Here is a 20050-nt window from a genome sequence, read left to right on the forward strand (position 1 = left end):
TGGTAAGGATCCTCCGACCTGTCCCGGAACGGCTGCGAGCCATCTGGACGCCGTCGGCGCCGACCCCGACGGCCGCCCGCGCAGGGCGCCCGGCCGGGAAACCCGGCCGAGCGCCTGTCCGAGCCACCGGCAACAGCCGCATGGTCGGCCGTGTTGCCACGGCCCGATGGAATCGGCGACGACAGACCTCGTCCCCCGCTGTCCGCAGGGACCTCGGTCAGGTGCCGACGTAGGCCGCGAGGTGTTCGCCGGTCAGGGTGGAGCGGGCGGCGACGAGGTCGGCCGGTGTGCCCTCGAAGACGATCCGGCCGCCGTCGTGGCCGGCGCCGGGGCCGAGGTCGATGATCCAGTCGGCGTGCGCCATGACCGCCTGGTGGTGCTCGACGACGATGACCGACTTGCCGGAGTCGACGAGCCGGTCGAGCAGGGCGAGCAGGTGCTCGACGTCGGCGAGATGCAGGCCGGCGGTCGGCTCGTCGAGGACGTAGACGCCGCCCTTCTCGGCCATGTGCGTGGCCAGCTTGAGCCGCTGCCGTTCACCGCCGGACAACGTGGTGAGCGGCTGCCCGAGGCTGAGGTAGCCGAGCCCGACATCGGCGAGCCGCTGCAGGATCCGGTGGGCCGCCGGTGTGTGCGCCTCGCCGGCGCCGAAGAACTCCTCGGCCTCGGCCACCGGCATCGCGAGCACCTCACTGATGTCGCGGCCGCCGAAGTGGTATTCGAGCACAGATGCGTCGAACCGCTTCCCCTCGCAGTCCTCGCAGGTGGTGGCGACACCGGCCATCATCGCCAGGTCGGTGTAGATGACGCCGGCGCCGTTGCAGGTGGGACAGGCCCCTTCGGAGTTGGCGCTGAACAGCGCCGGCTTCACACCGTTGGCCTTGGCGAACGCCTTGCGGATCGGGTCGAGCAGCCCGGTGTACGTCGCGGGGTTGCTCCGCCTGGAGCCGCGGATCGCGCCCTGGTCGACCGACACCACTCCCGCGCCCGCGGGGATCGATCCGTGTACGAGCGAGCTCTTGCCGGAGCCGGCGACGCCGGTGACGACGGCGAGCACCCCGAGCGGGATGTCGACGTCGACGCCCTGCAGGTTGTGTGCCGTCGCGCCGCGGATCTCCAGCGTGCCGGTGGGCGTGCGCACCTTCTCCTTGACGGCGGCCCGGTCGTCGAAGTGGCGGCCGGTGAGGGTGCCGCCGGCCCGCAGCCCCTCGACCGTGCCCTCGAAGCAGACGGTGCCGCCCGCCGTCCCGGCTCCGGGGCCGAGGTCGACGATGTGGTCGGCGATCGCGATGACCTCCGGCTTGTGCTCCACGACGAGCACCGTGTTGCCCTTGTCCCGCAGCCGCAGCAGCAGGCCGTTCATCCGCTGGATGTCATGCGGGTGCAGGCCCGTGGTGGGCTCGTCGAAGACATAGGTGACGTCGGTGAGCGAGGAGCCGAGGTGGCGGATCATCTTGACGCGCTGTGCCTCGCCGCCGGACAGCGTGCCCGACGGCCTCTCGAGCGAGAGGTAGCCGAGGCCGATCTCCGCGAACGAGTCGAGGGTGTGCTGCAGCTTGCCGAGCAGTGGCGCCACCGACGGTTCGTCGAGGCCGCGGACCCATGCGGCCAGGTCGCTGATCTGCATCGCGCAGGCGTCGGCGATGCTGACTCCCTCGATCTTCGACGACCGGGCCGCTTCGCTGAGCCGGGTGCCGTCGCAGTCGGGGCAGGTGGTGAACACCACCGCCCGCTCCACGAAGGCGCGGACGTGCGGCTGCAGCGCGTCGATGTCCTTGGACAGCATCGACTTCTGCATCTTCGGGATCAGGCCCTCGTACGTCAGGTTGATGCCCTCGACCTTGATCTTGGTCGGCACCTTGTGGAGCAGGTCGTGCAGTTCCTTCTTGGTGTACTTGCGGATCGGCTTGTCCGGGTCGAAGAAGCCGCAGCCGCTGAAGATGCGGCCGTACCAGCCGTCCATGCTGTAGCCGGGGATCGTGAGCGCACCCTCGTTGAGCGACTTGCTGTCGTCGTACAGCTGGGACAGGTCGATGTCGGAGACCGCGCCCCGGCCCTCGCAGCGCGGGCACATGCCGCCGGTGCGACTGAAGCTCGCCTTCACCGCCTTCCTGGCACCGCGCTCGACGGTGATCGCACCGCTCGCCCGGACCGAGGCGACGTTGAAGGCGAACGCGCTGGGCGGGCCGATGTGCGGCTGCCCGAGCCGGCTGAAGAGGATGCGCAGCATCGCGTTGGCGTCGGTGGCGGTGCCGACCGTGGAGCGGGCGTCGCCGCCCATCCGCTGCTGGTCGACGGTGATCACGGTCGTCAGCCCGTCGAGGATGTCGACCTCGGGACGCGCCAGCGTGGGCATGAAGCCCTGCACGAAGGCGCTGTAGGTCTCGTTGATCAGCCGCTGCGACTCCGCGGCGATCGTGTTGAACACCAGCGAGCTCTTGCCCGAGCCGGAGATTCCGGTGAACACCGTCAGCCGGCGTTTCGGGATCTCGATGCTGACGTCCTTGAGGTTGTTCTCGCGCGCTCCGTGCACGCGGATCAGATCGTGGCTGTCGGCGGCGTGCAGCGCGGGCGACTGCGTGTCCGTCCTCTTGGCCATGGTCATCGTGTCTCCATCTGTTGCGCGGGACCGCGTCTGCGCGGCCTCCGTCGACACCGCCTGGCTCGATCCAATCAGGTTCGCGCGGTCCGTCTGGTTCCGTGCCGAGAGGTCGGATGGTTCCGTGCCGAGAGGGCGGACCGATCAGCGGTCGTCGCGCTTCGGCTCGTCACCCCGGGCGAGGAGCATCCGTCCGCGGGGAACCCGCTGCCGTCCATCACGCGGGTGCCCGGATTCGTCAGAAGAAGACGGTGCCGCACGGTTCGCCTCGGTGCGCGGCCACACGCGCGAGCGTGCCCTCCTCGGTGGGACCGGCGGCCGTGAGGCCACTCCGGTCAGCGATCAGTACCTTCACGCGGACGATCTCGCGGTGCCGGCGCACGGCTTCCGGCACCTCCCGGTGGGCCGCCGGCCACCGGCGCTCTCCGGTGCGGCGGCTCCCGGGCGGAGGTCGAGCGCCCGGGATGCGGCCCCGGCCACCGGCCACGGCGGGTGCCGGCCGAGCCGGATGAGGACCTCGCAGCTACGCGGGCCGCCAACCGTGAGCTGACGGCCCAGGTCACACGCTGACCGCGACGCCCGGATCTCACCGGCGACGTCCCAGGCGTCTCAGGCGTCTCAGGCGTCTCAGGCGTCTCAGGCGTCTCAGGCAGCGAAGTCGTTGACCGCCTTGGCGATGTCGTCCCCGGTCAGGGGCTGCTGCATGTCGCTGAGCAGTCGCGCCAAGGCGGGCAGGGCGCTCTCCTCATTGGCGAGGGCCACGCTCACGTAGTCCCGGTCCGGAATGAGGACTATGGCTGCCCGGTAGCCGGGCAGCCGTCCGTTGAGATACATCTGGCCCGACGGCCCCAGGGCCCATCCGAGCCCGTAAGCCATGGGGTCGCCGGACCCGGTGCGCGGACGGCGGATCTCCTCCAGGAGGGCCCGGTCGGCGAGCAGGCCCTCGCATGCGGTCAGGAGATCCGACACCGACGACCACAGGCCCCCGCTGGGCCGACGGGTGCGCGGGTAGGCGAGCAGCGGGAGTTCGGTCGTGGCGTCCCACCCGGTGACGGACGCCGCCGGGGTCTCGAAACCCGTCCGTGCGAGGCCCCAGGGGGCGAGCACGTTTCCCTTCAATGCGCTCTCGTACGTCGTACCGCTCAGGGCTGCAAGAACCGAGCCGGCCAGGAAGTAGTTACCGTTGTAATAGGACCACCGCCGGCCGGGCTCCCGCTCGTTCCCGGCGCGGACCACGAGCCGGGCGGCTTCCAGCAGCCCGTCGTCCCCGTCGCCCAGAGCCCTCACCGTCGCCGCGTCCACCGATTCGCGCAGGCCGGACACCTGCCCAAGAATCTGCTCGACGGTGAGGCTCTCGTCGGCCCGCCAGTCCGGCGCGAGGCCGGGGAGCAGTTCGACGACAGGTGTGCCCAACGGGACGCCCTTGTCCCGCAGCGTGCGGACCAACGCCGCGGAGGTGAAGACCTTCGTGAGCGACGCGACACGGAAACACGATTCCGCCGTCACCGCGACCGACCCGTGGGTGGCCGTCGTACGTGCGCCCGCGGCCGAGAAGCCTGCCGCAACAGCCGGGACATCGCGAAGACTCGCCTGCTCTTCCATCAGCTCCTGAAGATTCACAGTCCGCATGGTATTGACGGCGTTCCGGACCGTCGAACGCGGTGCCACCAGCCAAACCTGCGGAGCAAGTGTCTGCTGCGCCTTGATCCGTGACACCGGCCCGGGGACGGTCCGGCTCGGTGGGGTCGACCCGCGTCGCGTCCGGCCACCGGACCGGGCGGGTGACGACGCAATCGGCCTTTCCCGCGACGCTCCGTGCCGCTCTCTTCGACTCGGGCGGCGTGCAGCTGGATCGGCGGCCGTTGAACGCGCGGGGCGGGCGGGTCGGCGGCCAAGGGCTGTCCCGTAGTCCGTAGTCCCTGGCGGGCGCACCACGACAGCTGCGGCACCTGGCCGCGTTGCCGGAACGCCCGAATACGCCCAGTATGAGGACGCTCCTCCGCCTTGCGTTGCACCACATCCGACGTCGCGCGCTGATCCACCAGGGATGACGGGACAGGCCTTAGCCTGAGCTGGCCAGGAGCCCAGTCAAGGTCGGGAGCAACACGTGGCAAGGCGGGGAGTGTGGAAGTGGGTGGGAGGCCGGACCCACCTGCTGCCCGCCGTCCTGCTTGTCTTCGCTGTGTCGATGGACCTCGCCACGGCGCGCAATGTCAGCGCTGCGGCCCTCTACGCGGCTGCGATCCTGGCGGCCGCCCCCCTGTTGTCCCTGCGCGGGACCATCCTCACCGGCGTGAGTGCGTTCCTCCTCGACTGGGCCATGTTCCGGTATTTCGGCTATCGCCGGAGTCCGATCGAGTTCAGCGAGCTGGGCATGGTTGCGACAGTGACCGGGATCGCGGCCTTCCTGAATCGCCTCTTGTGCCACCGAGAAATGCAGCTGCAGTCCGTGCGCTATATTGCCGCCGCTGCTCAGCGTGCCGTTCTGCCGCACCCACCGGAGAGAATCGGTCCGCTGCGCTTCGCCGCACGCTACGAGGCTGCTCAGACGGATGCGCAGATCGGCGGGGACCTCTACGCGGTGGTCGACACCCCATTCGGCGTGCGCTGCGTGATCGGCGATGTGCGTGGCAAGGGGATGGAAGCGGTCAGGGTGGTCGCGATCTGCGTCGGGACGTTTCGAGAGGCAGCCCTGCAGGAGCCCAGCCTGACCGGCCTCGTGGAACGACTGGAGCGGGCCGTCACCCTCGATGCCCGGCAGTCGGGGAGCCTGATTGAGCTCGAAGGGTTCATCACAGGCGTGTTTGCGGAATTCCCGCGGCGCGGGAACGAATTCCGGTTGGTCAATCGCGGGCATCCGGCGCCTCTGCTGTTCCTGGGAGACACAGCGCAGTACGTCGAGCCCGGTCGGCCAGGTCTGCCTCTGGGCCTGGCTGCCCTCGGTGCCGGCCCCAAGTGCGTCGACACGGTGGCGTTCCCCGAAGGGGCGAGTCTGCTGCTCTACACCGATGGACTCACCGAAGCGCGGGACGAGACGGGCACCTTCTACGACCCTGTCGGCAGGTTCGCGGGACATCGGTATCCCGGCCCAGGTGCCCTTCTTGACGCCCTGCTTGCCGACGTGCACCGGCACACCGGTGGCCGGAGAACCGATGACATGGCGCTGCTGGCCATCGCCCGTACACCGGACAACGCATGACCGACTGGCGCTCGCCGGTGGCGCTCCAACCTACGCCGGTGGCGCTCCAACCTATGGGGGCGTCGCCGTTTCAACGACGGCGGTGACGGCGGTGCCGATGGCCAAGAGCTCGGCCCCGGCCGGACCTCGGCAAGCACCAGCACAAGGTGGCTCGGATCCGGAAACGGCGGCCGCGTGAAACACGAGTAGCCGCCGTTGCACCGTGGTTCGGTGCAACGGCGGCCGCGTCGGTTGGGCCGCTACTACAGCTCCCGCTCGATCTGGTGCTCGCTGACCTTGTCTTCGCGCATGGTCGCCTCGTTCTGGACGGCGTAGCGAGCCTGCGCCCCGCTGCCCTCAGCGCTCCGGATCTCGCCGCGCTGAAGCTCGTCCTGCTGGTCGCGGTACTCGACGTGCTGTCCCTTGCGGTACGGCATGGAAATCTCCAAGTCTCGTGTGGGTCGATGGGAGGCTGATCCCGCCGATTCGGCGGGGCCCCTCCTGGCGCCGGCGACTATCGCCAGGCGCAGTGACAGCCCACCTCCAACTACGCGCACCAGCAACCACTGCGGGGCCGAATGGGGGACGTATCGCCCGCCCGGCCGACACCGCCTTGACGTTGGTCAACCCCACGGGGCTGCACGCGGGCCCGGGAGGAGCGGCCGCCCAACCATTGGCGTGCTGTCCCTGTCGATCTCTCCAGGACCCCTCGGCCGCGAGGCAGTTCCCGCCCAGAGTTGCTCTACCGCGCGCTGGATGGAGTGCAGCGCCACGGGCGGAAGCGCCGCGTCACCTCCCACATGGGTACCTTGTGCGCGGAGTCCTTTGCGCCAATGGAACGAACACGTGGTGGGCGTACCGGTCGATCCAGCGTGGATGGACGCAGGGCTTCGTACCGTGCTCCTTGCCTCGCCCGACACACTCTTCAGCGACACAGAGGCGGCGTGGCCTCCATGACTGCCGGCGCCGGAGCAGACGTCGCGTGTTTGCGCTGGGGCGATGCTCGGACCCTGTGGACCGACCTCGGGGCCGACGCCGAGGGCGCACCTCCCGAAAGGTAAGACGATGCTGGCTGCTGTCCCCCGTCTTGAGTTCCGAGCGCAACTCGACTGCCGGCTCGGCGCCTACCGCATGTCGTGACACCGCGGACAAGGTGTCCGTGGTGTCACGACACAGGCTGGCCCGGCGCGATCCGAAAAGATACGCCCCGGTCGCGGCGTTGCAGGATGTAGAGATCCCAGCTGTCGGGGTCGCCGACGCAGACGAACAGTTTCGGGTGCTCGGGGGTCCCGAATACCGACCAGGTGTCCATGGAGCAGTCGTCGACGGACAGATCGACCTCCTGTGACCACGGTCCGGCACCCGGGTCGTACTCCCAGGTTCCGGCGCCGCTGCACTTCTGCACCACGGTGTCGAAGGAATCGTCCAAGTCGAACGTCTCGACCCGGGTAGCCGTGGCCTTGCCGTCCGAGGTGAGGATGAGCGTTCCGCCCTTCCCGTCGGACCACGTCCCGGCGACCCGTTCCGTGCTCAGCCGCGGAGGCTCGTATCCGAGGCCGGCGTACAGACCGATGCCGGCGAGCGTGATGGCGGTGACGACCGCGAGCGTCCCGTACAGAGCCACCCACCCGAACATCGCGCCGCCGGAGAACCGTGGGCGGTCCGGCAGCAACAGCCTGCGGGCGACCAACGCGGTGACGGCGAACGTCGCCGTCACCGCGAGCCACCCGCCGGTGGTGCGATCAGCACGGTCGCCTCGTAGCGGACGGCGAGTCTGTCACGCCTGGTGGCGGCGGTCCGGTGGCGCTTGAGGCGGTTGATTCCATCAACGAATGGCGGTCACCAGCACATTCACAACCGCCGCTACCCGTCGTCGCGGCACAGGCAGAAGGGGTGACCGGCTGGGTCGAAAAGCACGCGAACGTTCTCCTGGGGCTGAACCGGCGCCAGCGACGCTCCCATGGCGACGGCCTCGGTAGCCGCCTCGTCCAGGTCACCCACCTGGAAGTCGAAGTGCATCATCGTGCGCTGCTCACCATCAGTTGGCGGCCACGTGGGCGGTCGATACCCGACGGCCTGCTGAAAGACGATATAGACAGATCCCTGCGGCGGAGCGACGACGGCCGTCCCCGGCTCCTCGTGCACGATGGACCAGTCCAGCAGCTGCGCGTAGAAGCGGGCCAGGGCCCCCGGGTCCGGCGCTTCGATCGCGGTTCCCCACCACATGCCACTGGTTCTCGATCTCATGCTTAACCCTAACCGAGGCCGCCAGCACCGCGGTTGGGCGGATCGCAGTCATCAAACGACCATCGCAATCAGCGCTTTCGCAACAGACCCACCGTCCAGCGCGGCCGGGACCAGGCAGCGATCACACCGCGGGGCCTGGCGAGCATCCGCACCAACTGCTCCCGACATTGGGGGTGTTCTCGACCTGGGGCCGACAGGGCGGTGTCTCTGCGGTTGGTCAGCGACACAATGAGCCCGTGAGCGAGCAGGGTGGGGATGTGGTCGCAGTGTGGCGGGTGCACCCGAGCCTGATGGGCTGGGCAGGGGTGTCGTGGACGCTGGTCGCGCTGTCCGTGGCGGGTGCTTGGCCGGCCTGGTTGCTGGGTCCGACAGAGACACAGGCCGTGCAGCAGTCCCAACCTGTGTGTCATGTAGGTGTTTTAGCAGTCGGGACTGACAGGCGCCGCGGGGGCTGCCTGGATCAGGGGTGTGACGATTCCCGCAGGTGAACCCTGTGAGATGCCTGCTGTGCATCTGGCAGTGGAGATGGGCGACCTCGAAAAGCTGACGCGACTCCTGGATCCTGGAGCTGATCCGGATGAGTTCGACGATTACGGCGGCCGGACAGCCTTGCTCTTGGCAACCGACAGCGAAGCAGACGGTGCGGTACAGAGCGGAGAGCCTTTGCACGCCGCTGCGACCGCAATCCTTCTCGCCTACGGAGGCGACCCTGAGCGTCCTTCACGAGATGGGCTTACCCCGATGCAACTTGCTTCCCAGTCACATCATGAGATGGCCGTGCGGCTGATCGAGGTCCACTTGGGCCGGCGACGCCTGGCCGGGCAACGCCGATGTGCGTCACTTCCTGCTGCCCGCGCGCACGACGAAGAACGGTGGCAGGTCGGCACGCTGCGGTTGTTCGGCGGTGACCTGGGCGTCCGGCGTCGGTTCTGCGGCCGCTTCGATCAGAAACCCGTGCGCGACCAGGGCGGTCAGGTAGGTGGACAGCATTCGGTGCTGGTTGCCGGCTCGGCGCACGCCTTGGGGATTGCCCGAACGCCAGAATCCCTCGGCGTGGTAGTCGCCCACCACGCGGCGCGGGCGACCTCGCGCGGCATCCGTCCAGAACGCATGCGGTGCTTCGAAGCAGGGGTGCGGGATGGTGAAGATCAGACGCCCGCCAGGAACCAGGACACGTCGCGCGGTCGCGAGCGCGGCATCAAGGTCGGGCACGTTGTTGATGGACAGACCGGCGGTCACCCAGTCGACGGAGTCGGTGGCCACCGTGGCCAGGGTGCATCCGTCGTCGACCGCGTAGCGCGCCCCGGTCGGCAGATTCTCCTCAACGGCCCGCGCGTGCTCGATCATGCGCGGGGACGGATCGATGCCCAGAACCCGTGCACTGCGGGTGGCCAGGGCGCGGGTGATGATCCCCTCACCGCATCCGAGATCGAGAACACGCTGACCGGACAGCTCATCGGGCAAGCAGCCGAGGAGGATGTCACGGCTGAACTCGTGCAGGGCGGAGCCGGTCCGCAGACGCTCGGCGTACCAGTCGGCGATCGTGTTCCAGGTCTCGGTCATCAAAACCCGGACGCTACTCGACAACCTCCGCAGCGGACCACGGAGTTGTCAACGGCTCCCTGGAATCGATCGTCCAGGAGGCCGGCTGCGTCTCTTCCCGGGGCGTCCCGGTTCCGGAGGTCGTACCGTCCTCGGGATCCAGGGAGCAGATCCTGAGCGTTCGCGCGGCCCTCGGCAGGTGATCTTGCATTCGCGGCCGTTGCCGGCGCTTGCACCTCGGGAACCCGCTCGCGACCGATCGGCGAAACGATCGCGGGCGGGAGTCATTGAGAGCGCGCCGGCACATCCACGAACTCGTCCAGGACAACCGTGCAGTCCGATAGGGAGCGGACCAGGGTCCGTCTTCAAAGATCAATCGAGTGGTGGATCACGGTGTGGTGCTGCCGCCGGTGATCAGGATCTTCATGACCGCTCACGGCAGACCTCGGACATCGGCCGATTATCCGGTGATGGGCCAGCCGATGACCTGGTCAAGCTGAAGGTCGCGGAGGACGGCATTGTCCAACTTGATGCCAGTGGCATGGGTCAGCCATAGGGCGGGGTGCCTGTGAGGACCTGGCCCAATTGCGCACTGGTCAGGTCCGCCCCCCGGAGGTCGGCTCCGGTCAGATCGCAGCCCGCCAGGGAGACCTCTCGCAAGGAGGCGCCGCTCAGGTTGGCCCCGCGAAGATCGCACAGCTTGAAGCGGCAGCCGTCCAGGGTGGCTTGACGCAGATCAGCCCCGCGAAACGAGCACCGCGTGAACCACAACTGCTGCAGGCGCACCGATGCGAGATCACCACCGTCGAAGGATTCCCGTTGGAGCGCCGCATACCGACGGCGGGACGCGAGGTCTTCCTTGACCGTCACTACTTTGCCCATGGCGGACATCGTGTCAGCCCTGGCAGACGGCTGTCGTGGGCAAATTGCGGGCGCCGGCGTCAGCCGCCCAGAAGGGATGTGCAGAAGCGGCGCGCAGGCCTGGTGAGGGAGTTCAACGTCGGCGCGTGGAGACCGCACACGGCTCCGGAGAGCCGGGAGAGTGCGCCATCTGGGGCGGTGATGTCGGGCGGCAGCGGGTGACACGCGACTGCGGTCAGCTCAGGCACTTGATCGCCCAGGCCGAAGCCGACATGCACGCGTGAGGCGCGGCCGTGATGGCGCTTGTGTTGTCCGCCCGGCAGACGAGGCGCAAATGTCGTTGCTGCGCAGTATCAAGTCTCAGTAACGTGCTGTAGGTGGCTTGATCTCCCATGCCGTCGGCCTGACCGGCGGTCGAAGCATTCGCTCCGCCGCCGTCGGTATCCGACCGCGGCTCGTTTGCCTTACCCAGGAGATCCTTCATGCCCCAGAGCAACATGTCTGACCGAGCTGATACTCACACTGCCGAGACTGTGCTGAGGGAGGCCAACCACGCGCATGGCACCCAGTTCCAGCTGAATCACCGATTCGACGACGGAGTGCAGTCAGGAGCCTGGCTCCTGACCGACGACACCGGCCGACGAGCAGTACTGAAATGGAGTTCCGCCCGCGTCCGGGCTCGTCAGATCGAGCATGCCGCTGAGGGGGTCGCAAAGATCCGCTCTGCCGGGTATCCGACGCCCGCCTGGCTCGCCGTCGGCACGAGCACAGAAGGCTTTGGATACCAGATCCAGGAGTTTGCAGGCGGTCGCAGCCCGAGACAAGTGGCGGCAAGGGAGGCCCAGTTGCTGATTGACCTCCTGGAGACGCACGCGGGCCTCGATCCCGACCCGGACAGGTGCTGGTCGCAGTACGTGACAGACCGCCTGACCGACCGACGTGAGGACCTGTGGCAGCAGGCGGCCGAGACCGGCCCAACTGGGCGTGACCTCGTCAATGCCTGCGAACGGCTTCTCGCTGCCCATGGGACTGTCACTTTGCCCACCGGCGACCTGGTCCACGGCGACTTCCGCCCTGGCAACATCCTCTTCCACGCAGATCGTGTCAGCGCTGTCATCGACATGGAAGCACTGGGCAGCGGCACCAGGGCCTTCGACTACGCAACGCTTCTGAGCGCCCACGACATCACCCCTGAGGCACTGCAGATGCTCTGCGCCGCCGGCGCGCGGGTCGCCGGCCCCGGCGCTCTGGCCTACTGCTTCGCCCACGTCGTCCTTGACCTAGCCGTCTTCGTCCATCGTCGAAACCTTCTCCCGGGCATTCGGAACGTGAGCACGCTCCATGAGCGCGTACTGATCCTGCTGAACCACACCGACGAGGCCCAGAGATCCTCGACGTCGCGTGTCCCTACGCAACGCTGAGATGCACGTCAGGCACAACCCGACCGGCGGCCGCACGGCCGGTCAAGCACAAAACCAGGCGTGCCTCAGTGCCAGCACCCGCAGATCGGAGCGGGCGTGGGCACCTGGCACAGCAGGAGCAGGTCAGGACAGGATCGGGATCAGGCCGATCGCGAAGACCACGTAGAAGCCTGCCGCGACGGCGAGGCGGGCCGGGGTGAGCCCGCATGGTCAGCAACAGGTAGGCGGTCGCGGCCATGGTGATGAGCCCTGACCACAGCAGGGCGCCGTCGCAGTGCCACTTGGTGAACAGCAGGCCGAGTCCACTGGGGACGGTGGCATGGATCATCATGGCGCCGGAGATGTTCGCGAGCGCGAGCTTGGTCCTGCCCTGCCGTACTCCTTCCAGCGGCGGACGACGCGGGCCTCACTCACCGGCTGTCCGCTCTGCCGCCGCCCGCTGGTACCGGCCGGTCATCACCAACTGAGTGACCGCCTGCGGGACGCAGAGCCCGCCGGGACTGTCCATCGGAGGGGCCGCGTTCGACGGCGGTCGCACACGCGACGCCGAATCCCTCTACGAGGAGAGCCGCGACTTCGCGCGCGACACACAGGACACCGACCTCTACGGCAACAGCCTTGCCTTCCTCGCCTACAACACCATCGCGGACGACCGGCGCACCGCCATTACGTTCGCAGAGGACTCCTGCGCCACGATCACCGCCAGGACGCCGTCCTCCGTCCGCGCCCTCCTCTACGAGCGGCTCGCCTGGGCCTGCGCCGTCGGCAACCAGCCTGCCGGCACCGACGTGGCCCTCACCGCCGCACGCAAGGCCCTTGCCGACGCACAGGACGACGAACCTCAGCCCGACTGGTCCGCCTGGGTCGACGACACTGAGCTCGACATCATGACGGGCCGCTGCTGGACCGAGCTCCGTCGTCCTCTCCGCGCCGTGCCCGTCCTCACCGACGCCCTCAACCGGTACTCCGACGACCACGCACGCGACAAAGCGCTCTACCTCTCCCGGCTCGCCAACGCCTACCTCACTGCCGGCGAGATCGAGCAGGCGGCCGTGACGACCGGCCGCGCGCTCGAACTCTCAACAGGCGTCGCCTCCATCAGGCCCCGACAGCGCATCACCCCACTGCTCGACCAGCTACGCCCCCACGCGGACCTCTCCGTCGTCCGGGACCTCCTGGAACACGCCGCCGGTTAGGGAGCTACAGCTCCAGCAATCCACTTCTTGCACCCCTCGGACCCCAAGGCGATCGGTACGGCACACACCTCCGGGTTGTCCCACGGGTGATGCTCAAGAAGGTGCGCCTCCAACTCCGCGTAGCGGTCTGTCGTCGTCTTGAGAAGGAGCTGCCACTCCTCGCCTGTGCCGAACTCGCCCAGGTGCCAGAACGCGCTGGTGACCGGCCCGATGATCTGCGCACCGGCGGCGAGCCGCTGCTGGACAGCCGGACCCGCGAGGTCGATTGCTTGCTGCTTCGTCTCCGTGGCCGTGGATACCTGCACGTATTCAGTCATGTAGCCGGGTGCTGGAGCGCGCGGCCTGGGCCGAGCAGCGAGAGAACCGATTGACGGTGGAGACCGCAGCCCGCGTGCAGGCGGCGATCACCGCCCACGCCGAAGCAACGGAACCGCTACGCCGTCGAGCGGGAACTGAAGCGGGGTGTGAGGCACTCCGAGCCTGACGCCGACTGACCTGCGCAGGGACCCTGTTGTGTTCGCCTCGCCCAGCGCTGCTCGGGCGAGGCGCGTCCGAGTCGCGGCGAGCAGCCAGCTAGGGTCTCTCGTTTGGATCAGGTGAGAAGGGCGAGTCACCGAAAGCGGAATGAACCAGTTCGCCCCGCGCTCCGTCATGTTCATGAATTGATCGGGAGACGCGCCTGGGGTCCGAACTCCCCACGGGTTACGCGGCACCCGGTGAGACGGAGCGCGCACGCTCCAGAAGGAGCCCACTGATGCGAATTAGAATTTCGCGCCGACGCGACGCCGACATGTCGACGCGGTCGCGGCGGCTGCCGTTGCACTTGGGCATGATCATGGTCGTGGCCGCGCTGACGACCGCCTGTTCAGCGCAGAGCGGTGGCGGGGAGGCCGGAGGGTCATGCACCATCGCTGCCATGTACGGGGGCCGCACCTATACGCAGCTGGCCAACGTCGACTTCACCGTAGGCAAAGCACTCGGCCCCGCCGAGTTCCCGCCCTGCCATGACACACCGGGCCACAACGACGATGCCGCAGGGCCCGAACCGACCACGGCCTATGCCGTCGACGGCTTGAATCCACGTATCGCCATCGCGGTGCGATACACCTCGGACGAGGTCATGCTGCTCGCCGTCCAACCCGGTGGCAGCCTGCCTCCGGAGGTCAAGGCCCTGACACGAGGCTAGCGGCCATGAGGCGATCACCGCTGAACGTGGGCTGCGGTCAAGACAGTGCCTCCGGCGGAGGATCGACCGACACCGGGATGGAGAGGGCGCCGCTTCCGACTGCGGGTCCGTAGTGGCGTGCGCGGGGTACTCCCATCCCGCGCACGCCATCGACCCAGGCGGAGCCGAGCAGTCGCGGCCCCTGGCGTCACAGTCGTTCGTACAGTAGCGCGCTCCACCTGGACGCCAGGAACCACGCCCGCTCCACGGTGTGTGGGTCGACGGCGGACGGGATGGGAGCTGGGGTGAGTGGCGGGTAAGGGCAGTGGTGAAGCCGCAGCGAGAGGGACAGCGGCCGTGCCACATTCGTGCCAGATCCCAGGGGGAGCAGCGGGGAATCGGGGCGAGCGGCGGAGCACCCCCAGGCACCCGGCGAAGGCAGTGAACCCGCAGGTCAACGCAGTGATCGCCCAACCTGGCTCCTAAGGCGGGGGTCGCAGCTCGGATTCTCCTCCGGTCGAGATCCACGCCGACGGCGTCGCTCATCCCTTCCTCGGGCACATCAAAGGCACGGACGCCAGTCGCGCCACGGAGGAGACCAGCCCCGGAATGAGGAACCATGCCGGCAGATTCTCCGCTGGCACGCCGACGGAGAGGGCCGCCACGGACACCATCAGCTGCGCCGCTGCCATGAAGCAGCCGAACGTCCGGTTCGGAGGCAGCCAGGGCAGCGCCGCCCAGGCGACGGGCAGAAGTAGCCATAGAACGAGCGCGATAACCATCAGTACCTTCTTGTCTACTGATTCACCGGCCTGGTGTCCCCACCGAATGTGCGGTACGCAGACCTGCCGGAGGCTTTGGGCTGCGACGGCTGGTACACCGCACGTGTCACCACCATCGCCGAACTCGACCAGGCCATGGACACCGCGGCCACGGCCGACACTGGCTGCTGCATCGAGGTCGTGACCACTACCTACGAGGCACCGCCTATGGCTAACCAGCTCCACGAGAACATCGACACCCTCTACTCCACGTGAGCACGCTTCACACCCTCCGCTCCTGAGGTCGGACCCACACAGCGGCACACCCGCCGCCGCGTTCGCCTCACTCACCCTCGTCGGGCCCCGCCTGACGCTCACCGACACCTACGCCACCGCTGCATTCGCCGGAGGCGACGGGGCACAGGGCTGGGTGGAAACACTGGACGGCTACGAAGCACTCGCGGTTCTGCCCGACGGCCAGGAATGGCGAACCCCAGAATTTCGGCGATATGGATCATGAGACAGGGCACGGACTCATTCCCGGTCACGGCCGCGGCTTCGCCACCGAAGGCGCCGTAGAAGCTCTACTTGTTCCCTGTCCAGCGTTGAACACCAACCCCGAAGGAGCCCCGCTGTGGGACTCGACCTGATCAACGGCATTCCCGCGCACGTCTTGCTCGTGCACTTCGTCGTGATCCTGGTACCCCTCACTGCTCTCGCTCTGATCCTGTGCGCCGCCCTCCCCTCGGTCATGCGCCGGTTCGGACTTGCACTCCCAGCCCTCGCCCTGGTGTCCCTGATCAGCGTGCCGTTGACGACAAACGCCGGCGAGTGGCTGGAGCGGCACGTGGACAGCAACGCACTGGTCCGCAAGCACACCGAACTCGGCGACGAACTCCTTCCCTGGGTCGTCGCACTCTTCCTGGTGGCCACGGCGGTGTGGTGGTCCTACCGCCGCGCCGCCCACCGCACCCCCAAAGCGGGGGGATCCACCAGCACGGTGGCCATCCCGCTGCGCATCACCGCAGCGGTGCTGTCCCTCGTCGTCGGAGTCGGCGCGGGCGTACAGGTGTACCGAATCGGCGAGTCCGGTGCCAAAGCCGCCTGGCACGACGCCTACTCCTCCACCGCGCACCCCAACCGTGACTGACCGGCATCCGTCGGGACGCACCCCAGCCCGGGGACCGCGCTCGTTGACAACCACACGACATCCAGCCCTTCTGCCTGATGCGCATTGAGCACCAAAAGCAGGAGGTCCAGGACGTGCCCGAGCACCACTGCTCGGCTCACGCGGTCCCTGTCACAAACGATCCATTCCTGGAGCAAGATCAAAATCGGGTCACCGGGGCGTCGCCACAATCGGATCATTTCTCAGAACTCGCTCTCGCACAAAAGCGAGTCGACCCCCTCAGGGGAGATGTTCTCGCCGTCCGTGGGGTCGAGGTTGGTGGCCGTGCCGCGCGTTCTGCCCGCGTTGGAGCGGTGAGCACGTCGATGGCACCGATCCCGGTAAGCATCGGCTCGGAGGCCGCTCCCCGCCGACAGGGTTGATCGGTCTGCTGCAAACCTGCGCGCAGGCCCGCCGTCGGCCGGCGCACGGCTGCCGTTGCACAACCTTCCCAGCGATGGTGCCAACCGGAATACGCAGCGACGTTCCCGCGAACGCGGCCCGGTCTGCCCGGGCTGCGCCAGCTGGGGCGTGCCGCCTTCGGAGTAATGACCGGGTTGAGCTGTTTGATCGTGTCACGCTGTGATCTTGTTCGATCACGGTCGTGTCAGGAGCCCGAGATGTACCGCTCGCGTGAGTGGGTGATGAGTCGATCCGTCGTGCCTGCCACGCGGATCACACGGTCTCGGCCCGACGGTGGCCCAGCGATGCCGGAACGGTACAGCCACCGGCGTCGCCGGAACTCGGGTTGCTTGGACAAGAGGCCGCCAACGCCTCGTTAAGCAGCGGCACAAGACCTTCGACCTATCCGGGGCGTCGTGCGGCGAGCGCCTGCCGGCTCACCTTCAAGTCCGTCTGATCCCGACCGGAACCGACTGCAGATGGGCTGAGCCACCGAACCCAAATCGAACCACCAGGCGGCCGTGATGACAGGGAAAATCGATGACCCTCAGCAGCCTGACCCCAGGCTGCGCCTCCGTCTGGGCACCGAGTTGGAGCGAATTGCCGAGCAGCTCAGATCATTGGCCCGGACCCAGGACCGATTGCATGACCTGTACGAAGCCGTCCTCAGCCGAGACGTGGAACTGCCCGTAGTACTGGGTCTGATCGTGTCCACAGCGATGGAACTGGTCGGCGCTCGCTACGGCGCTCTGGGCGTGCTTGATGAGCAGGGCGAAAACCTTGAACTGTTCGTCCCCGTGGGTCTGTCCGAGCAGGAACGGGCAGACTTGGCCGGTGTGGAGCTTCCCCGCGGGCGCGGCCTGCTCGGGCATCTGATCGCCCACCCTCAACCACTGCGTGTCGAGGACATCGCCAGCCACCCTGACTCGGCAGGCTACCCACCCGGTCATCCGGCTCTGCGCACCCTGTTGGGCGCACCGATCAGCATCCGCGGGAAGATCTATGGTGATTTGTATGTCTCCGAGCGGCTGGACGGTCGGCCCTTCGATGCCCACGATGAAGTCTTGATCGTCGCGCTGGCCGGCGCCGCGGCCGTGGCCATCGACGACGCCCGCCTGTACGAGCAGACCAGGTTCGACGCCGAGCGGTTCCAGCGGCTCCTGCTACCGCAGCTCCCCGAGCACCTGGAGCCGTTCGAAGCTGCCGCTGTCTACATTCCTGCCAGCACCCCCGGCCAAGTCGGTGGAGACTGGTACGACACCCTATTGGTCCCTGACCAAGCCTGCGCCGTGGTCATCGGCGACGTCGTCGGCCACGACCTCCAGGCCGCTGCCGCCATGGCACAGACCCGCAACATGCTGCGCGCTCTCCTCTACAACCGACACACCCCGCCCAGCGCCGTCCTCAGCCGGCTCGACCGCACCCTCCAAGCCATCACCGACAGCCCCGTCACCACCGCGTGCCTTGCACGCATCGAACCCGGACAACCGACCGGTTGGACACTGCGCTGGAGCACTGCAGGCCACCCCCCACCACTACTGATCACTCCGGACTGCCGGGCTCGCTACCTTGATGCCGACCCTGACTTGCCCCTCGGCGTCGACATCGCCCACGCACGCCACGACCACACCTACCGCCTGCCCCCTGGTGCCATGGTGATGTTCTTCACCGACGGGCTCGTCGAACACCGTGAGTACCCAGTTGGAGAGAGGATGGAACGCCTCGCAGTCATCGCTGCCGCCCACGCCACCATGCCCCTGCACGACTTCGTACAAGCAGTGGCCGACGACCACCCCAGCGACGGCCACGACGACATGGCCATCCTCGCCCTACGCACCCCGCCAAGCCCCAGGCGGACGCGGGAGGAACACCGTGCACCGAACGCTCGTGAAGAGCGCGGTCCAGGAGACCCGTCACTGCCGATCTGACGGGCAGCCGGCTTGCATCATCGCCATCACTCACAGCACCTTCGCCGAACGGTGGCAACTTCTTGATCGATATGATCCTTGCTTCGCTGGACAGCCACACAAGTGATCGGCAACCCGCCAAGCCAAGAGGGCAGTTGAGGACACCGGCGGGCAGCATTCACCCTACGGTGTGAGAATTCGCTCGATGCGCCGAGGAGTCGCACATCTGCGGCATCGACAGTCGCACGCACGGCCAGGAGGGCCTCGATAGCCAATGGCGTTTAGGCTTGCGCAGCAAAACGCAACGGCGTCCAGCCCGCGGCGTCGGCTACCTCCGGAGCGGCGCCCCCAGCCAACACCCTCAGGCCGTCCGCGCCCCCGTCGGCAGCCGCACAGTGCACCGCCGTCCGCCCCAACCGATCCCGATCCGTCATGGCGTCATACTCACCCGGCTTGCGCCGGATAAGGGCACCTCCCGCTCGGTTGTGTTCACTGGGAACCTGCCTGTGTCCGCCCGGCGAATGTTCCTCGAGCGGACACTGCGCGAGCGGGTCTCGACGTTCACAGCGAGATCAAGGAGCAGCAACGCACGGGCGTGGTGGCACGCCCGCGACCTCAGGCGGTCCGACCCGCACGAATCCGCCACCGGACTCCGATCCCGAACACATCAGCGCGAAGTCGGCCGACGGAGTCCTCCGTGCGTGCGCGTCCCGAGAGTCGCAAAGGGGCCAGGCCACACCTCATCAAGATCACCGGCTGAGGTGGCGCGAACCCAGCCGACAAGGTGTGTGCGGACTACACAGGACTGCGTTTTGCCGCTTGCACGAAGGGCTGTCGTACCGTCGGTGGCCCCGGTCCCGCCTGAATGTCTCACATCTCGGAGGGGGAACTCCGGGCGTCGTCGGTGCGGTACGCGATGTCCTCAGAGACCGAGACCACGCCGTCAACGCTCCGGCACAGCCGCTCGATGATGGGGATCAGGCTCTTGAACTCGACGGATCCACCGAGGGTGACCTGCCCCTCGCGTACCTCGACCGTCACCTCTGAGGGAACGAGGCCCAACGTCTGCTGCAGCAGATCCCGGTTGATCTCCTCGCGAATGGCGTCGTCACGGCGTAGGAAGATCCGCAGCAGGTCACTGCGGCTGACGATGCCCTGGAGCCTGTCCGTCTCGTCAACGACGGGCAGCCGCTTGACGTTCTGGACTGCCATGAGGCGGGCGGCTTCAACTACGGTCCATTCCGGACGCGCGCACACTGCGGGAGCCGACATCAGCTCCTCTGCCCTGGCCCCCTCGGCCTTGGCCCGCTCCCACGCCTCCAGATGCGGAATCGGGGCCCGGCCGGAGGGATCGGTCTGGTCCGCGGACTTGCGCAGGAGGTCGGCCTCGGACACCACCCCCATGGGGCGGTCCCGTTCATCCACCACAGGTACGGCGGTGACATCATGCTCCGCCAACAGCTTGACGATCTCTTTGAAGGGCATGTCACGCCGTGCTCGGACGACGTCTCGGGTCATGAGCTCTGCGACCGTTCGGTGGCGCATGATGCTTCTCCCTTCGGGGGTGTGACGCGCAGGTGTGCAGCGCGTCAGGAACCAATCG

General features: G+C 67.7%; 18 protein-coding genes. 7 read left to right on the forward strand and 11 right to left on the reverse strand.

Annotated features, from left to right (window positions below; genetic code table 11):
• Positions 1–217: 217 nt before the first annotated feature.
• From OG878_RS11930 to OG878_RS11940, 3 genes are all read right to left on the reverse strand, one after another.
• On the reverse strand, positions 218–2605 hold the full coding sequence (locus tag OG878_RS11930; RefSeq protein ID WP_443049094.1) for an ATP-binding cassette domain-containing protein: 2388 nt from the start codon (positions 2603–2605) through the stop codon (positions 218–220).
• Between the two features lie 232 nt (positions 2606–2837).
• Positions 2838–2981 carry a hypothetical protein gene (locus OG878_RS11935; RefSeq protein ID WP_328886771.1) on the reverse strand — a complete coding sequence of 48 codons (144 nt, stop codon included), beginning with the start codon at positions 2979–2981 and terminating at the stop codon, positions 2838–2840.
• Positions 2982–3244: 263 nt separating this feature from the next.
• Positions 3245–4219 (reverse strand): serine hydrolase domain-containing protein, encoded by a 975-nt coding sequence (locus tag OG878_RS11940; protein ID WP_328886772.1) that lies wholly within the window; start codon positions 4217–4219, stop codon positions 3245–3247.
• A 568-nt stretch (positions 4220–4787) separates the two neighbouring features.
• Between OG878_RS11940 and OG878_RS11945 the strand changes: the two genes are divergently transcribed.
• Positions 4788–5798 (forward strand): PP2C family protein-serine/threonine phosphatase, encoded by a 1011-nt coding sequence (locus OG878_RS11945; RefSeq protein WP_328886773.1) that lies wholly within the window; start codon positions 4788–4790, stop codon positions 5796–5798.
• Positions 5799–6040: 242 nt separating this feature from the next.
• Here the strand turns inward: OG878_RS11945 and OG878_RS11950 are convergent, their stop codons facing one another.
• The 5 genes from OG878_RS11950 to OG878_RS11970 form a co-directional block, all read right to left on the reverse strand.
• On the reverse strand, positions 6041–6214 hold the full coding sequence (locus tag OG878_RS11950) for a hypothetical protein (RefSeq protein ID WP_158711388.1): 174 nt from the start codon (positions 6212–6214) through the stop codon (positions 6041–6043).
• 728 nt (positions 6215–6942) lie between these two features.
• Positions 6943–7494, reverse strand: a complete 552-nt coding sequence (locus tag OG878_RS11955; RefSeq protein ID WP_328886774.1) for a hypothetical protein — start codon at positions 7492–7494, stop codon at positions 6943–6945.
• A gap of 146 nt (positions 7495–7640) precedes the next feature.
• A complete protein-coding gene (locus tag OG878_RS11960) occupies positions 7641–8024 on the reverse strand; it encodes a VOC family protein (RefSeq protein ID WP_328886775.1) in 384 nt (127 codons plus the stop codon).
• A gap of 837 nt (positions 8025–8861) precedes the next feature.
• On the reverse strand, positions 8862–9587 hold the full coding sequence (locus OG878_RS11965) for a class I SAM-dependent methyltransferase (RefSeq protein ID WP_328886776.1): 726 nt from the start codon (positions 9585–9587) through the stop codon (positions 8862–8864).
• A 525-nt stretch (positions 9588–10112) separates the two neighbouring features.
• A complete protein-coding gene (locus tag OG878_RS11970; protein ID WP_328886777.1) occupies positions 10113–10448 on the reverse strand; it encodes a pentapeptide repeat-containing protein in 336 nt (111 codons plus the stop codon).
• A 461-nt stretch (positions 10449–10909) separates the two neighbouring features.
• Here OG878_RS11970 and OG878_RS11975 point away from each other — a divergent pair, with 461 nt between their 5' ends.
• Complete coding sequence (locus tag OG878_RS11975) at positions 10910–11848, forward strand: phosphotransferase family protein (RefSeq protein ID WP_328886778.1); 939 nt, start codon at positions 10910–10912, stop codon at positions 11846–11848.
• A 467-nt stretch (positions 11849–12315) separates the two neighbouring features.
• Positions 12316–13044 (forward strand): XRE family transcriptional regulator, encoded by a 729-nt coding sequence (locus OG878_RS11980; protein ID WP_328886779.1) that lies wholly within the window; start codon positions 12316–12318, stop codon positions 13042–13044.
• On the opposite strand, the gene cutA is transcribed toward OG878_RS11980, so the two are convergent.
• On the reverse strand, positions 13041–13361 hold the full coding sequence (gene cutA / locus OG878_RS11985; RefSeq protein WP_328886780.1) for a divalent-cation tolerance protein CutA: 321 nt from the start codon (positions 13359–13361) through the stop codon (positions 13041–13043). The genes OG878_RS11980 and cutA overlap by 4 nt on opposite strands.
• 437 nt (positions 13362–13798) lie before the next feature.
• Between cutA and OG878_RS11990 the strand changes: the two genes are divergently transcribed.
• Positions 13799–14230 (forward strand): DUF6281 family protein, encoded by a 432-nt coding sequence (locus OG878_RS11990; protein WP_328886781.1) that lies wholly within the window; start codon positions 13799–13801, stop codon positions 14228–14230.
• 521 nt (positions 14231–14751) lie between these two features.
• On the opposite strand, the gene OG878_RS11995 is transcribed toward OG878_RS11990, so the two are convergent.
• Positions 14752–14991: a hypothetical protein gene (locus OG878_RS11995; protein ID WP_328886782.1), complete on the reverse strand. Its 240-nt coding sequence runs from the start codon at positions 14989–14991 to the stop codon at positions 14752–14754.
• 33 nt (positions 14992–15024) lie between these two features.
• Between OG878_RS11995 and OG878_RS12000 the strand changes: the two genes are divergently transcribed.
• From OG878_RS12000 to OG878_RS12010, 3 genes are all read left to right on the forward strand, one after another.
• Positions 15025–15246: a hypothetical protein gene (locus OG878_RS12000; protein WP_328886783.1), complete on the forward strand. Its 222-nt coding sequence runs from the start codon at positions 15025–15027 to the stop codon at positions 15244–15246.
• A 358-nt stretch (positions 15247–15604) separates the two neighbouring features.
• On the forward strand, positions 15605–16120 hold the full coding sequence (locus tag OG878_RS12005) for a DUF2231 domain-containing protein (RefSeq protein ID WP_328886784.1): 516 nt from the start codon (positions 15605–15607) through the stop codon (positions 16118–16120).
• Between the two features lie 944 nt (positions 16121–17064).
• On the forward strand, positions 17065–18468 hold the full coding sequence (locus OG878_RS12010; RefSeq protein ID WP_328886785.1) for a PP2C family protein-serine/threonine phosphatase: 1404 nt from the start codon (positions 17065–17067) through the stop codon (positions 18466–18468).
• A gap of 849 nt (positions 18469–19317) precedes the next feature.
• On the opposite strand, the gene OG878_RS12015 is transcribed toward OG878_RS12010, so the two are convergent.
• Positions 19318–19992, reverse strand: coding sequence for a CBS domain-containing protein (locus tag OG878_RS12015; RefSeq protein WP_328886786.1), 675 nt, complete (start codon positions 19990–19992; stop codon positions 19318–19320).
• Positions 19993–20050 lie beyond the last annotated feature (58 nt).

The organism is Streptomyces sp. NBC_00316 (assembly GCF_036158715.1).
In the GTDB taxonomy this organism is placed as follows: domain Bacteria; phylum Actinomycetota; class Actinomycetes; order Streptomycetales; family Streptomycetaceae; genus Streptomyces.